Annotated in this window: 13 protein-coding genes and 3 tRNA genes; 8 read left to right on the top strand and 8 right to left on the bottom strand. The window is 57.7% G+C overall.

The genetic code is table 11. The features are described 5' to 3' along the window. Position 1 precedes the first annotated feature (1 nt). The 3 genes from SIB73_RS00905 to SIB73_RS00895 form a co-directional block, all read right to left on the bottom strand. A complete protein-coding gene (locus SIB73_RS00905) occupies positions 2-250 on the bottom strand; it encodes a hypothetical protein (protein WP_413403647.1) in 249 nt (82 codons plus the stop codon). A gap of 226 nt (positions 251-476) precedes the next feature. Continuing rightward, a complete protein-coding gene (locus tag SIB73_RS00900; protein ID WP_413403648.1) occupies positions 477-767 on the bottom strand; it encodes a hypothetical protein in 291 nt (96 codons plus the stop codon). A 1,492-nt stretch (positions 768-2,259) separates the two neighbouring features. Further along, a tRNA-Leu gene (locus SIB73_RS00895) sits at positions 2,260-2,343 on the bottom strand. Positions 2,344-2,487: 144 nt separating this feature from the next. On the opposite strand from SIB73_RS00895, the gene murA reads away from it, so the two are divergent. The 5 genes from murA (at position 2,488) to SIB73_RS00870 (ending at position 7,019) form a co-directional block, all read left to right on the top strand. Next, positions 2,488-3,786, top strand: coding sequence for a UDP-N-acetylglucosamine 1-carboxyvinyltransferase (gene murA / locus SIB73_RS00890; RefSeq protein ID WP_413403649.1), 1,299 nt, complete (start codon positions 2,488-2,490; stop codon positions 3,784-3,786). A gap of 38 nt (positions 3,787-3,824) precedes the next feature. Then, positions 3,825-3,906: transfer RNA gene (locus tag SIB73_RS00885), tRNA-Leu, on the top strand. Between the two features lie 111 nt (positions 3,907-4,017). Next, the gene (locus tag SIB73_RS00880) at positions 4,018-5,232 is read left to right on the top strand and encodes an aspartate aminotransferase family protein (RefSeq protein WP_413403650.1); all 1,215 of its coding nucleotides are present in this window, start codon (positions 4,018-4,020) and stop codon (positions 5,230-5,232) included. Positions 5,233-5,298: 66 nt separating this feature from the next. Further along, the gene (locus tag SIB73_RS00875; RefSeq protein ID WP_413406542.1) at positions 5,299-6,468 is read left to right on the top strand and encodes a bifunctional folylpolyglutamate synthase/dihydrofolate synthase; all 1,170 of its coding nucleotides are present in this window, start codon (positions 5,299-5,301) and stop codon (positions 6,466-6,468) included. Between the two features lie 23 nt (positions 6,469-6,491). Then, the gene (locus SIB73_RS00870) at positions 6,492-7,019 is read left to right on the top strand and encodes a pentapeptide repeat-containing protein (RefSeq protein WP_413403651.1); all 528 of its coding nucleotides are present in this window, start codon (positions 6,492-6,494) and stop codon (positions 7,017-7,019) included. On the opposite strand, the gene SIB73_RS00865 is transcribed toward SIB73_RS00870, so the two are convergent. Genes SIB73_RS00865 through SIB73_RS00855 form a run of 3 tightly spaced genes read right to left on the bottom strand, consistent with a single transcriptional unit; the run spans position 7,009 to position 10,030 of the window. Then, positions 7,009-8,340, bottom strand: a complete 1,332-nt coding sequence (locus tag SIB73_RS00865; RefSeq protein ID WP_413403652.1) for an FAD-binding oxidoreductase — start codon at positions 8,338-8,340, stop codon at positions 7,009-7,011. The two genes, SIB73_RS00870 and SIB73_RS00865, sit on opposite strands and share 11 nt — an antisense overlap. 18 nt (positions 8,341-8,358) lie before the next feature. After that, entirely contained in the window at positions 8,359-9,585 is a 1,227-nt protein-coding gene (locus SIB73_RS00860) for an amidohydrolase family protein (protein WP_413403653.1), read from the bottom strand. A 16-nt stretch (positions 9,586-9,601) separates the two neighbouring features. Continuing rightward, a complete protein-coding gene (locus SIB73_RS00855; RefSeq protein ID WP_413403654.1) occupies positions 9,602-10,030 on the bottom strand; it encodes a DUF4359 domain-containing protein in 429 nt (142 codons plus the stop codon). Between the two features lie 44 nt (positions 10,031-10,074). On the opposite strand from SIB73_RS00855, the gene SIB73_RS00850 reads away from it, so the two are divergent. Continuing rightward, a tRNA-His gene (locus SIB73_RS00850) sits at positions 10,075-10,147 on the top strand. Positions 10,148-10,175: 28 nt separating this feature from the next. Here SIB73_RS00850 and SIB73_RS00845 read toward each other — a convergent pair. Continuing rightward, positions 10,176-11,207, bottom strand: coding sequence for a DUF1611 domain-containing protein (locus tag SIB73_RS00845; protein ID WP_413406544.1), 1,032 nt, complete (start codon positions 11,205-11,207; stop codon positions 10,176-10,178). Between the two features lie 305 nt (positions 11,208-11,512). On the opposite strand from SIB73_RS00845, the gene SIB73_RS00840 reads away from it, so the two are divergent. After that, positions 11,513-11,713, top strand: a complete 201-nt coding sequence (locus SIB73_RS00840) for a hypothetical protein (protein ID WP_413403655.1) — start codon at positions 11,513-11,515, stop codon at positions 11,711-11,713. A 607-nt stretch (positions 11,714-12,320) separates the two neighbouring features. Here SIB73_RS00840 and SIB73_RS00835 read toward each other — a convergent pair. Further along, positions 12,321-13,412 (bottom strand): dipeptide epimerase, encoded by a 1,092-nt coding sequence (locus SIB73_RS00835; protein WP_413406546.1) that lies wholly within the window; start codon positions 13,410-13,412, stop codon positions 12,321-12,323. 97 nt (positions 13,413-13,509) lie between these two features. Here SIB73_RS00835 and miaB point away from each other — a divergent pair, with 97 nt between their 5' ends. Continuing rightward, positions 13,510-14,904, top strand: coding sequence for a tRNA (N6-isopentenyl adenosine(37)-C2)-methylthiotransferase MiaB (miaB, locus tag SIB73_RS00830; RefSeq protein ID WP_413403656.1), 1,395 nt, complete (start codon positions 13,510-13,512; stop codon positions 14,902-14,904). Positions 14,905-14,916 lie beyond the last annotated feature (12 nt).

Genomic DNA, 14,916 nt, shown 5'->3' with positions numbered 1-14,916 from the left:
CTCAGAAGCTGGTGTGCTTGCGCACTTTCAATCCATCGTGAAGGCTGAGTTCGCTGCCCTCAATATCAACACCGTTGACTGAGGCAATTTCTCCCTTGATTCCTTCGGCTGAGAGGTTCTCAACCAGTTTCTTGATGACCTGATCTTCGACTGCGGCCTGATCAACCTTGTCTGGAGTGAGAGCTTCCAGAAACTTTCCCACTTTTGATGCCACAACCTCTGATGAGTTGGAGATCTTCAGAACAATCATGGGCAACGGTTAAAGCCTTCTCTGCTCAAGATAGTCCTGCTCACTATTACTGTCTATACTCTTTCAGGGCTACAGCATATTTTCGAGGCAAATAAACATTTTACCAACATCTTGATAGCACTATAAAAACTAAAGCTTCACTTAGCTTCTGCCAATTTTTCTCTGCTTCGCAAGAAAAGCAGGAAATATCTGCTGGCAAAAGATTAACCCAAGCAGATGAAAAGCTTTATTTGTAATGAAAATGCTCTACAATCTTCCACTCACCACGCTTTCCGTCTGCATCTTCAAAAGTTTCATTCTGAATCTCTCCATTCTCAAAACCAATAATCTGGCTCGTATTATCTTCTTCCAAGCAATAGCGAGACGTGATGACGCTGTCTACATTAACCGCTGGCTTATTGACCCAATCCTCTTCTTCTCCCCACTCAATGTATTTAACCTCAAACAGCTTCTTTTCTTCACTTTCCCATTGACTGCAAGCGCTTTCCGCTTCCTGCTTTGTTCCGTAAGTCTGCAATGGGTTACTGCAACTGATTAGCCCCAGCACTAGAAGGAATACTGATAATTTCCGCATTGATTGAACGTGTTTTTTTCAATGTAGCTGTCGCATGGATTTTTACAAAAAACCGCTCAATCTGTGTGCAACAGCAATCCACGCAGCAGAGAGCCTGACGGGCAAGCCTGCACTTTCAGGACGAACCGGGCGGCAGTGTTGGATGTACACGCAAGCGGCCCATCAGTGGAATGCAGGCCAGACGTGGCTCACAACATATTTTCTGACTATCTTTGATTGAATCATCAAGTCCTAGCCATGACGATGTTTGGAGTAGAAGCAAGAATGGGGAACTACATACTTATTGGAACAGTCCTTTTCATCGGCAGTTACTTTTTAATCAGCTATATCTTCACAAGACTGGCCATTACCAATTCATTTCTGCAAATCCTGCTTTCAATAGCAATCGTGTCCGCCGCCACCAGCTTACTGGTATTCACAACCAAAAAGACATGGAAAAAGACTGATTGGGACAGATAACGATTGGCCCCAGCTCCCTTTTTCACAGACTGAATCTGATAATAAAGCCTCTGCAAGATAATTGCAATTTCAACCAAATACTAATCAACAAAGAGCACAGCCTGATCTCCTGCAGAGGCTGGGTGAACCCATAACGCAAAGGTTTCATCAAGGCAATCCTGGAAACGGCTTGACCAATAAAGATCGTATTTGGCAAAATATTAAGACGATGCTCTACGATTTCAATTCGCTTCTTATATCTTTCGAAGATTGCATTCCATTAGGAGATTCTTTGTTCTTTTGCTGATTAAAAATGACTACTGCAGCAGCAATCGCCAGGATGATGACATATCTAAGATACTGTTCTTTGTTCATTCACCCAGCCTGTTGATGATCACTCTTAGCCCTGGTCAATTGCCATCAATGTTCAACAAAACTATCTGAGGGCCTTTCCATTGGCCTTGGCCCAGCTCGAACCCCCGCGCCTTCTGCACAGCCCCAGAAATGCAGAAAGCGCTTCTAGAGAAGGATGATTACTGCTTACCAGTCAAGGCAATTAGCTGATCCGACCGGGCTGAGAGCTGGGCAGCAATAATAAATACTTACCAACAGCAGTCCTGACTTATTCTCAACAACAGATCCTTATTGAGAGCGGCCTCTCAATCTCACACGCGATCTGTTGGCTTTGAGGAACAACACAACCTGATCCCGATAGTGCAAAGGGTTGCAACCAATACATTTGATACAAGATTAGACAAGACTCGGCGAGACACCAGCCAAGGCAACGACTGATGAACTTTCAACTCTTCTCCACTGTCACAAGACTGTTCGTTAGCGTGCCTAGCTGATACGACTGGCCATCAATATTATTAAGGATAGGAAGTCTGATTAAGAGTAATAAATAGCATTGCACTTTATCTGGCAATCGCCAAAAGATACATACTGTGTACCGACAAGCTCGCCTTATTGAAGACCCCAGTTTTATCAACTGATTTGATGCGGATGGGGAGACTTGAACTCCCACGACATTGCTGCCACTAGTACCTGAAACTAGCGCGTCTACCAATTCCGCCACATCCGCTGGCGTGCGTCGCAAAGCGACCCGTGAAACATACGACATCGGCACTCGGACAACGTGAGATTCGCCAAGACAGTTTGGGGGCCGGCCGTCTAGACGGTCTCAGGCATAGTCGTCAAGATAAGCATTCGGCAAGAAATAACAGGGATGGCAGCCGCGGCGCCCGCGTCTCAAGACGTTCTCAAACCTCATCTTGAGATCCAGGGCGGAAACAAGCTGCATGGAGAATTGCGCGTCAGCGGCGCCAAGAATTCCGCCCTTGTTCTGATGACCGCGTCTCTGCTGACGGAGGACACACTCACTCTCAACAATGTCCCTCCTCTGACCGACATCGATGGCATGGAGAGCATCCTGGTCTCGATGGGCGTGAAAGTTCGGCGCAGTGGTGAGACAGTCCAGCTTCAGGCCTCCAAGCTCACCAGCGCTGAACCTCCCTACGAACTGGTCAACGGTCTCAGAGCAAGCTTTTTCGCGATCGGCTCGATCCTCGCTCGCATGGGTCATGCCAGGGTCCCCCTGCCCGGAGGATGTCGGATCGGCGCGCGTCCTGTTGTGGAACACATCCGCGGCCTAAAAGCTCTCGGCGCTGTGGTCAGCGTTGACCATGGCGTGGTGTCAGCCTCAGTCGCAGGAGGACGCAATCGCCTCACCAGTGCCTCGATCGTTCTCGACTGCCCCAGCGTCGGCGCCACTGAAACAATTCTGATGGCCGCAAGCCTGGCGGAAGGGACCAGTGTGATTGAAAACGCTGCTCAGGAGCCTGAAGTTCAGGACCTGGCCAACCTGCTGAATGCCATGGGGGCCCGCATCAGTGGTGCAGGTGGTCCATCCATCACCGTTGAAGGTGTAGAGCGGCTGCACGGTTGCGACTGGACGGTGATTCCGGACAGGATTGAAGCCGGTACCTTTTTGCTGGCTGCAGCAATCACTCGCTCGACATTACGCGTCGCCCCCCTGATTCCTGATCACCTCAGCTCCGTTCTTCAGAAACTGCGCGACTGCGGCTGCGATCTCGAGATCGATGGTGATGGCATCGTCATCACACCCGGCCTCATCAAAGGGACTGACATCACCACACAACCTTTCCCAGGATTCCCGACCGATCTTCAGGCACCGTTCATGTCCCTGCTGGCCACAGCCGAGGGCACAAGCGTGATCACCGAAAAGATTTATGAGAACCGCATGCAGCATGTTGCAGAGCTGCAGCGCATGGGTGCAGCCATCCGTGTCCAGGGCAACGCAGCTGTGGTTGAGGGTGTGCCCTGCCTCAGTGGAGCGCCTGTGAACGGCACCGATCTGCGCGCTTCTGCCGCCATGGTGCTTGCAGGCCTGGTGGCCAAGGGCAGAACGCAGGTGAGTGGGCTGAACCATCTCGACCGCGGCTACGCCGGCATTGAGGCGAAACTCACGGCCAGCGGAGCGTCACTGGAACGGCACTCTTCCTGAAACGCTTCCCGGAACTGCATCCACTAAACTCAAAATGCGGGAGCGTGGCGGAATTGGTAGACGCAGCGCACTCAAAATGCGCCGCCTTCGGGTTTGTCGGTTCAAGTCCGACCGCTCCTATTGATCTTCAAGGTCCCTAACAGGATTGAGCTCACAATGACCAAGTGGGCAGTGCCTTGAGAGACAATGACAATGTCCTTGACGCCTCCAGGGAACAGCCCTGAACAACCCATGGTGGAGCCAGCGCGCCCGTCCGAGGCGGTGATGGGGACCTACAACCGCTTCGCACTCTCCATCCAGCGCGGAAAAGGCTGTTGGGTCTGGGATGAAAAAAGCCGTCGCCATCTCGATGCCGTGGCTGGCATCGCCACCTGCACGCTGGGGCACAGCAACAGAGCCATGCGCAAGGCTCTCAGCGGACAGCTGCGTAAGCTGCAGCACGTCTCCAATCTCTACCAAATTCCTGAACAGGAAGCACTGGCGAAGTGGTTGGTCAGCAACAGCTGCGCAGACAGCGTCTTCTTCTGCAATTCAGGCGCTGAAGCCAATGAAGCAGCGATCAAGCTGGCTCGGAAACACGGCCATCTGCATCGAGGCATTGAACGCCCCGTGATCATCACGGCTGCTGCAAGCTTTCATGGACGCACCCTCGCAGCCGTTAGCGCCACTGGACAACCCAGGTACCACCAAGGATTTGAACCGATGGTGGAGGGTTTCGAATTCTTCCGGTACAACGATCTCGCTGATTTCGAGCAGCTGCTCGAGCGCCTCGAACAGCATGGTCCTCGCGTGGCAGCAGTGCTGATCGAACCCCTTCAGGGGGAAGGAGGCGTGAATCCTGGTGATCCCGAGGTCATGAAGGCCATTCGCAAGCACTGCGATCAACGCAACATCCTGCTGATCTTCGATGAAGTGCAGGTGGGAATGGGCCGAACCGGCTCGCTCTGGGGTTATGAACAGCTTGGCGTTCGCCCTGATGCACTCACCCTGGCCAAAGGACTGGGCGGAGGGCATGCCGTGGGAGCACTGTTGGTGCAACAACACGCCGATGTCTTCGAACCCGGCGACCACGCAAGCACCTTCGGCGGCAATCCTTTCGCCTGTCAGGCCGGTCTGACGGTGGCGAGCGAAATTGAAAAGCGCAATCTGCTGCGCAATGTGCGCGAACGGGGCGCCCAGCTTCATGCAGGCCTCGACAGGCTCGTGGCACATTTCCCTGATGCTTTGGAGGGCTCGCGTGGCTGGGGGCTGATTCAGGGCCTGGTCCTGAGACAGGACTGTGGAATCACCGCTCTGGACGTTGTCAAGGCAGCCCTGGAGGAACAGCTGCTTGTGGTGCCCGCAGGCGCTCAGGTGGTGCGCATGGTGCCCGCTCTGGTGATCAACGCCCGAGAGATCCAGGCGCTGCTGACGCGGCTTGAACGAGCCCTGAGCCGCATCAGCTGAGTGGCTCGGCCTGGCCATCCAGCTCACGAACTGAGTGATCTGCTGCCTCGCTTTGACGTGCGTGGCATGGATCTGTCGCTGGACAGGATGATGAATGCTCTGGAACAGCTGCAGCGACCTGCGCAATCAATTCCTGCCGTTCAGGTCGTGGGCACCAACGGCAAGGGATCCATCGCCTGCCTGATCCACCATGGGTTGATGGAGGCCGGACTGCGCTCAGGCCTGACCACATCACCCCACCTGGTGAGCTGGTGTGAACGCATCCGCATCAACGACCAGTTGATCGCCATTACAGACCTGCGACAGAGGCTCGAGCAGCTGCGACCGGTGACGGACCAATGCCGCCTGACACCGTTTGAGCAGCTGATCTGCACTGCACTGCTTCACTTTGAATCCCGGAAACCCGACTGGCTGGTTCTCGAAGCAGGGCTGGGAGGCCGGCTGGATGCCACCACTGCCCACAGCTTGCGACCCCTGATTGCGGTGGCATCGATCGGCATGGACCACCGCGAGCATCTGGGCCCCAACCTCCAGGCCATTGCTGCAGAGAAAGCCGCGGCCATCGGTGAGGGTGCTCACGTGATCAGTGCAACCCAGAAACCGGAGGTGTCTGTGGTGCTCGAACAACAGGTGCAGAAGATGAACGGCACCCTGCAGTGGGTCGATGCCCTGGATGAAAGCTGGACCCTGGGCCTGTCAGGGGCTTTTCAGAAACGCAACGGCGCTGTGGCTGAAGCCGCACTGCAGTGGATGAGCACACGCAGTGAGCCGATCTCAAACCAAGCCATCCGTTCAGGCTTCGCCGCTGCACGCTGGCCCGGTCGCCTGCAATGGATGCGCTGGCGGGGCCGCAGGCTGCGCGTGGACGGAGCACACAATCCAGCTGCCGCCATCGTGCTGGCGAGGGAACGCTGCCTCTGGTCAGCCGCAGGCAGGCGGCAGATCTGGATCCTGGCGATCCAGGCACAGAAACAGGCTCCTGAGATGCTGCAACAGCTGCTCGGATCTGAAGATGAAGCCTGGATTGTGCCGGTGCCAGGCCATCGCAGCTGGAGCCTGGAGCAACTGCGGCAAGCACTGCCAGTGAAGGCTCATCAACTGAAATCAGCGAACAGTGCTCTCCAGGCGCTCGATGACCTGCTTGACCAGGGCTGGCCCGAATCCGCCCCGGTGATCGCAGGATCGTTGTATCTGATCGGCCATCTGATGGAAAACGGCATAGTGGAGGCAGAGTGATCGTCAAGCGCCTCGCTGGAACCATGAGATCGCTGCTCAAGCTGATTGCTGTACTCGCCTTGGTGGTGTCCTGGCTGACACCGCTTGCTGCGTCAGCCCTTGATACCTCTGCGGGAGTGGGCCTCCAGGACAGGGCACTGTTTCAGGACCGGGTGGATTACACCCTCACCAATCAAAGCGACGCTGACTTTCATGACCAGCAGTTGACCAACACCTCCTTTGCCGGAGCGGTTGGGCGCGGTGCTGATTTCAGCGGCGCCAACCTGCATGGAGCGATCTTCACGCAGGGAGCTTTCGCCGAGGCTGATTTTCATGGAGCTGACCTCAGCGATTCGCTGATGGACCGGGCCGACTTCACGCGCACTGATCTGCGCGATGCTCTCCTGATCGGAGTGATCGCCGCGGGCAGCAGCTTTGCAGGAGCCGATGTGGAAGGCGCTGACTTCAGCGACGCTCTGCTGGACCGGGACGATCAGCGCCGGCTCTGCCAGGTCGCGGAAGGCGTGAATCCCAGCACGGGTGTCTCCACCCGCGACAGCCTCAACTGCTGAACCCCCCAAGTTTTCCCGGATTGAGCAGTCCCGCGGGGTCGTAACGGTGCTTGGTGGCCACCTGATCCCCATCCACCACGCCGAGACCGCCACCTTCCACGGTGAGCACATGCGGATTGAAGATCAGCGCGCCGAGATCTCGGCACTGCTGCATCAATTGCTCCAATGCTTCAGGGCCACGCCAGCGCACCAGAGGCAGTGATGCGAGCCGCTGAACTCCCTGCTGCCTGACAGCTTCAAGGTGCCAGAGCAGATCCTCTCCCCAGTTCTGCTTGAGCGTGTCCAGACAATCGATCTCCGGTTGGGGAAGGAGTATCTGCAGATAGGTCCAGTCCGGCTCGCGCTGACGCAGGTGCAGCGTCGTGTGGTTCCAGCTCAGCTCCCGCAGACCATTGCCTTGGCGATCGGCCTCGGCCCCGAGATGGGTCAGAACAGCCCCCACCCCCGTCGCCAGCCGTTGAACCGTACTGACGGCATCGGGAGCAACCAACAGCAACAGGCGATCAGAAGGGCGCGGGGGCAGATCCCACGTGGGCAGCAACTCCACCACGGCTGCTTCAAGAACGCAGCAGAGATGCAGATCGATGGCCGCTGTACTGCAGCGTTTTGCCAGTTCAACGGCCGTCGTCCAATCCGGACAGTCCACGACCACTTCCTGCCAGTCAACACGGGGTGCCGTGGCCAGCCGCAGTGCCGTGATGATGCCGTTGGTGCCGTAGGCATGATTCAACGCCTCGGCATCACTGGCCTCAAGCTGCAGAACGCGCGGCTCTGGCTCCATGGTCACCACCTCCAGCCCAAGCAGGTGCCCGGGATCGCGAAGAAACCCCCAGCGCACGGAGCCGATGCCTCCCGAACCGCCGGCAATGAACCCACCGATTGTGGCGCTGCGCCAGGTGCTCGGCATCAGACGCAACTGACGGTCAAAACCAGCCAGCTCCTGGTTGAGGTCCTTCAGCAGACATCCACACTCAGCCACGGCGACACCGCTGAGCGGATCAATGGAACGTACCGCCCGAAGCTGGGTCATCACCATCACCACACCGGACTCGAGAGGCACGGATTGGCCGTAATTGCCCGTGCCCGATCCACGCAGGGTCAGAGGAACGCGATGCCTCCGGCAGGCCGATGCCACACCAACCACCGCCTCAACGGTGTCCGGCCGGACGACCAGCTCCGCCCGGCAATGGGCCAAACGCTGCTGAAGCACAGGCGAGTAGTCATAGGCATCGCGGGAAAACCGTTCCAGTTCCTCCGGCTGCGTCAACAACCTGAGGCCGGGGAGTGCCGACAGCTCAGTTCGCAGGGCATCGGGAAGCATCAGTTGGTCTTGAAGGCGCTACGCCTCATCCTGCACCCAATCTCCACCGGCAAGAACCCGGCGTCGGCAAGCCATCGCAAGCAACTCCGGCCAGCCAGCCTCTGGCAGATGAATCAGGTCCGCCGGTGCTCCGGCGCGCAATCGTCCGTCCCAATCCAGACCCATCAGACCCGTCGCATCGGTTCCGAAGGGCTTCAGGCCATGGTCATCCCAGGGTGCGAGCTGAGCCAGCGGCAGGCTCATGGCCATCAGTGCCAGGGGATCAAGCTGCCCGCCTGGATACCAGGGATCCTGAACGTTGTCACCTCCAACAGCCACAGGAATTCCGGCGCGTTGCAGCTGACGGATCGGCGCCAGCGGCCTGCACAGCGGAGTTTCGTTGTCGCGATGACCGAGTAACCAGCCATTGGTGAGCGGCAGTGCCACCACCTGCAGGTTCTGGCGCGCCATGCGCGTTCCCAGCCGCCGTAGTGCACCCGCTGACAGCAGCGACAGGCTGCTGGCATGGCTGCAGGTGACAGGCACCGAAACAGTCATGCTTTCAAGCACTCGCAACAACTGGCGGACGCCCTCCGCAGGTTGGGAGGCTGCTTCATCAATGTGCAGATCCACCGGGCATCCGTGTCGATCCGCAAGCTCCAGCAGACGACGCAGAGCACGGCGCGTGGCCCGTCCTCTGCAGGGGGGTACCAGAACACCGCCGATCAGTCCGTCCACCTTGGCCACAGCAGCAGCCAGGTGCTCCCCCTCGGCCGTTGACCAGTGCTCAATCGGCACCAGAGCGACCAGCTGCAGCTCAATGCGTTCACGCCAGTGAGTGCGCAGATCGGAGAGCACCTCCCAGCTGCAGTGCGCGCCGGGTCCGAGGCTGTCGATGTGACTGCGCACGGCTCGTAAACCGTGTTGCCAGGCCAGTTGCAAACAGCGCTCTCCACGCTGCTCAACCTTTGCTGCCGTTCGTGTCTCGTGCTCCCTGAAGTTGGCCGCCAGTGCTCCTGAATACGTTCCCGCCGGATTGGGGTAGTCATTCCAGGAGAAGGCCTTGTCCAGATGGGCATGGGGTTCCACCAGTCGGGGCAGCACCAGACCCGTGGCCTCAGACATCACCTTCACAGACTGGATCCTGCTGCCGGACCAGGTGAGCTCAACGGGAATCAGCCCATCCTCACCAGCTGTGGCAGACGGCTCGGAACCCAGATCGAGCAGTGAGCGGGGACAGCGGGCTCTCAGTTCACCTGATGACAACGCAACCGTGCTGGGCTCATTCGAGTTTGCCGGCCTCCGAGCCGGTTTTGAGCACAACGAACTGCCCTGCAAGCCCAAGGCAGGTCACTGAGTAGCGCGGCAGCCTCAGGGCAGGCAAGAGGTTCTGACCACCGACAGTCGTGACATAAACACTGGCCAGCCCAAGATTCCAGCGACGGGTGAACTGGTCGGCCAGCAAGGCCAGCGTCTGCTCCTGGTCAGCGATCAAGCGAGGACAGTCACTGATCCAGAGCTGAAGCACCATCGGCAGGGTCTGACGCTCGCAGATCTCCTTGGTGGCCAGCTTCACCAGTGTTTCTCCGGCAAAAACCCTGTAATCCGCCCTTGTGGGATTGGTTAGGAACAATGCAGCACCACTTCCTGCCACGACCAGCACAGCTGCTGCCACTGTTGCTGAAGGCCAGCGCCATCGAGGCGAAGACATGCGGGTGTGACTGCAGGGCGAATTGATAGATTCTTACTGACGCGGCGGGCGTCGCCAAGTGGTTAAGGCAGCGGCTTGTGGCGCCGCTATTCGGGGGTTCGAATCCCCTCGCTCGCCCTTTCACCCCATTCAGCAGCCTTCCTGCTCAAGAGGTCATCAACGCCTGAAGCAGCTCTTCCGCTCCATGGCGGATGGGATCTTTGCAGGGAATTCCCAGACGTTCGCCGTACTGCTCGACGACTTCCGAAGCCTCCTGATCGTCCAGTCGTGCGGTGTTCAGTGCCAGTGCACGCACCTTGGGGCCTGCGGGGCTGCCGGCAGGCCGGGCGATGGCTGCCAGCGATTCGCAGATCGCAACAAGCTGCTCCAGAGGCGGTAAGGGGATATCCGGCAGCCGTTCAATGGTCGACTGCCGAGCGCGATGCACCATCATCAGCGCCGTTGGCTGACTTCCCCGCAACAACGGCAGGGTGGCCGTGGAACCGGGGTGGCAGAGCGAACCCTGACCTTCCACAAGCACCAGACCCTCCGGCGGCAGTGCCTGCGCAGCCGAAAGCACTGCTGTTTCCACGGCACCGGCGGCAAAATCAACCCGCACAGCATCAAGCGGGACCCCCTGACCACTAATCAGGATTCCCGCCTGACCGGTCCCCACAAAAGCGGAGGACACACCTGCGCGAACGGCAGCTTCATGCACAGCCAGACAGGCACTCATTTTGCCGACAGCCATGTCCGTTCCCACAGCCAGGATGCGCTGACAGGGGAGTCCCGCAGCGCGGGCTTTACCCACGCCGAGTCCGATCGGCTCACGACGCAGGTCCCAGATCCAGCGACCGGGGTGCAGCGCTGCCTGCAGCTCCAGGTCATCGTTCAGATAACTGTGCAGACCACTGGCGAGAGACAGACCGGCTTGGAGTGCCGCCAACACATCGTCTCTCACGACATCGGGTAATCCACCCCCTGAAGGAGCCAGACCGATCACAGCAGCCGCTGGTCCATGGGGAAGTGCTTCGGCCAGGTTGCGCACCACAGGCACTGACCTTGCAATCCCCGTCACGAGGTCAAGCCGCTGGCCTGCATGATCAGGATCGATGACGGCCACAATCGGGCCAGCTCGATGGCGCAACATCGCCAGTCCGGTTTTGCCCGTGAGAGACGACAGACCCCCGTGCTGCATCAGCACCAGCGGCAAAGTAGCGAAGCCTGCAGGGCATTGAGTGACGGATTCAAGACTCAAACGAACGGGCCCGGAGCTGAACCTGGATCTAGCAACGCCGGTCGAGCTCTAGGTGCAGCAAGGATGCAAAGACAGACGCTGAAACTTGATCAACGACAAGACGCATCGGATTTCTGCTCTGAGAAACTCCACCGCCACGCAACAAAAAACAATAACTCAATGAAAAGTCACGATCTTTTGTGTCAACAGACGGCCCAAAAGCAGGTTTTCGGGAATTAATGACACAGAACACTGTAGAAACTTGATTGTCATTCACCGCCAAAAAATACTTTTGTGTTTTCAGGAATATCGAGCAGCTGGGCAGATTAATGTTCTATTCAAAAGGCTGCGTTTCTCTGGAGGCACTGCTCATGTCCAAAGGACTGAAAGAGGCAAGTTTTCTGGGTGCGACATTCCTTTTAGGCCTTGCCACCCTGGAGGCACTACTTCATTTTGCCGGCTTCTGAACAACGTTCTGGAACCAGAAGTCCGCTGCATCGGCAGTGAGTGAAGCTGCTTACACAACAGACTTTTGGAGAGCCATGATCGACTGAGCCTGGCGCAGTCCAATCAGACCTCTTAAAGAAACCAAGAATTGCACCGATGAGCAGCTTTCTTGAGCAACGCATTTCCGAGAGGCGCTGCTCCAGCAATCTGCTCCAACCCCCTGCAGACATTGCCTGCAAACAAAATTGTTCATGAACAGCAGGACTCATGAACAACAGACTTCATGCAGCGAATGAACAACACCCACGACGATCGAGCCGTCGGAGCCAGTCGTTTTGATCAATGAATTGCAAGACAATTTCAAACTGAATTGACTGTTCGTCGCAGCAACAGAACAGTCCCGAATGCGAATTCCTGAAAACCATGCAATAATGACTTAACGCCGAAGAGCCCAAAAGGGTCCACTGCGCGAGAACCGATAAGCCGAATTCAAATGAATCGAAGAGAAACAGCTCCCCAAAGGGAGTGGAGAAAGCCTGGCAAGGCTGTCAAGACCTTTCAGATCACTGGCTACGAATCACCACAAAGACGAAGGTATTTGCGGGAACTTGCAGAGCAGGAAGTCAGTCAATCAGCCTGAACTTGTGCATCGCGGCTGATCCCCAGACCGGCAGCTGATGGCGGCGACAACTTATCTTGATCGAGTGATAGCCCCTGAAAAGGGTCGTCAACAAGATTGAGATGACTGTCGAGGTCGGGCCACCGGATGAGCGACAACAGCTGACATGCCGCCCCGTTCAGCAATGCGCTGTCTGAATAACAGCCGACCATCAGATCAAGATCCAGTCGCCTCGCCACCCTTGCCATCAGCAAGGCTTCCGTCAGTCCTCCGGTTTTGAGCAGCTTCAGGTTGACCCCATCGACATGGGGAGCCAGGCGCAGCAGGTCTTGGAGATCCCAGCAGCTTTCGTCGGCCACAAGCGGCAGAGTGCAGTGTTCTCGCAAAGCCGCAAAACCCTGAAGATCCTCCTCTGGATCAAGGCTTGCAGCAATCGGTTGCTCCAGCAGAACAACCTCAGCAGCCATGAGCGATGACTGCATCTCTGTGGCCTGCTGCACGGTCCAGCCGCCATTGGCATCGACCTGAAGCTCGTGGACCACCCCCGTGGCCTGCGTGCGGGCCTGCAGCATCGACGCCACCCTCTCCAGCAGTGCCCTGTCGTGATCAAGCCCGTCTGGGCTGCCCAGCTTGAGCTTGATGCGGGTGGCCGGCAGTTGCTTCCACCAGCGCTCCAGCCGCTGTTGAACTCCCTCCACCGAAGCCAGACCGAGGGTGACGCTCGTTGCAACAGCGCAGTTGCCATCCAGGCTGAACAACCGCCAGACCGGTTGCTGCAACAACTGACCCCACCAATCCCAGAGCGCCAGATCCACAGCACATCTTGCTGGTGGAGACAGGCTGCTCAGCAGTTCATCACAAACGCTTCTGTTGGCAGGATCAATCCTGTTGAGGTCGGGCAGCAAGCTCTGGAGTTCAGCCTCGATGGTCTCCAACCCATAGGAGCGGTGACCTGTATCCAGACCACCGGTTTCCCCCCGGGAGATGATCCCGTCATGATCAAGGCACAGTTCAAGCCGTTCCACCGCAGAGGTGGTGCCACGGCTGATGGCCAGCGGAACCGCCTTGGTGAGCGGAAACCGACGCAGAGTCCAGCCCATCCAACGTGCGCACCGAACTTCAAGGTGACACAGGACCTCTGTGAACCACACTGAAGGAAGGTTCCATCGCCGGCGGTCCATCGGACGGCCCTCCGCCTTGACCGTCACCGCCTCTGCCTCAACCACTCAACTGCCAGGCCTGGAGCGGGGCAGCTACTGGATCACCACCTTCGGTTGCCAGATGAACAAAGCTGATTCCGAAAGGATGGCAGGAATTCTTGAGTCGATGGGCTATCGGGAAGCCACCGCTGAGCTGGATGCCGACCTGGTTCTCTACAACACCTGCACGATCCGCGACAACGCTGAACAGAAGGTCTACAGCTACCTCGGGCGCCAGGCGCGCCGGAAACGCATCAATCCCCATCTCAAACTTGTGGTCGCGGGCTGCGTTGCCCAGCAGGAGGGTGCATCACTGCTGCGGCGCGTGCCCGAACTGGATCTGGTGATGGGGCCGCAACACGCCAATCGACTGGAAACACTGTTGCAGCAGGTTGACGCCGGTCAGCAGGTGGTGGCGACTGAAGAGCATCACATCCTTGAAGACATCACCACCGCTCGCCGCGACAGCAGCATCTGCGGATGGGTGAATGTGATCTATGGCTGCAACGAACGCTGCACTTACTGCGTCGTGCCTTCCGTGCGCGGCAAGGAGCAATCGCGGCTGCCTGACGCCATCAAGTTGGAGATGGAGGGACTGGCGGAGCAGGGTTACCGGGAAATCACTCTGCTGGGGCAGAACATCGACGCCTATGGCCGTGATCTGCCTGGCATCACTGCAGAAGGACGGCGCAAAAACACACTCACGGACCTGCTCCATTACGTCCATGACGTTGAAGGAATTGAACGGATCCGATTCGCCACCAGCCATCCCCGCTACTTCACCAGGCGTCTGATTGATGCCTGTGCCGATCTCCCCAAGCTCTGCGAGCACTTCCACATCCCCTTCCAGAGCGGAGACAACGACGTGCTGCAGGCGATGGCCCGCGGTTACACCATTGAGCGCTATCGCAGGATCATCGACCACATCCGTGAACGCATGCCTGAGGCCTCACTGAGCGCCGATGTGATCGTTGCGTTCCCCGGCGAAACCGATGCCCAGTTCAGACGAACCCTGAAGCTGATTGAGGAGATCTGCTTTGATCTGGTGAATACGGCCGCCTACTCACCTAGGCCCAATACCCCAGCGGCGGACTGGGACAACCAGCTTCCCGAGGAGGTGAAAGTGGCTCGTCTGCAGGAGATCAATGCCCTGGTGGAGCGCTGCGCCAAAGAACGCAACAGTCGCTACTCCGGCCGGGTCGAAGAGGTGCTGGCGGAGGGCATCAACCCCAAGGACCCGACGCAGCTGATGGGACGCACCCGCACGAATCGCCTGACGTTCTTCAGTGCGGAAGCTTCTGATGGGCGTCGCTGGGAACCTGGCGATCTGGTTCAGGTTCGCATCGATGCGGTTCGTTCCTTCTCTCTCAGTGGCACTCCTGTGCACGGCTGATACCTTTCGGCG

It is taken from the genome of Synechococcus sp. MIT S9509 (genome assembly GCF_047303035.1).
Lineage (GTDB): Bacteria > Cyanobacteriota > Cyanobacteriia > PCC-6307 > Cyanobiaceae > Synechococcus_C.
The sequence above is the reverse complement of the archived record's forward strand: the minus strand, read 5'-3'. Positions and strand labels throughout refer to the sequence as shown.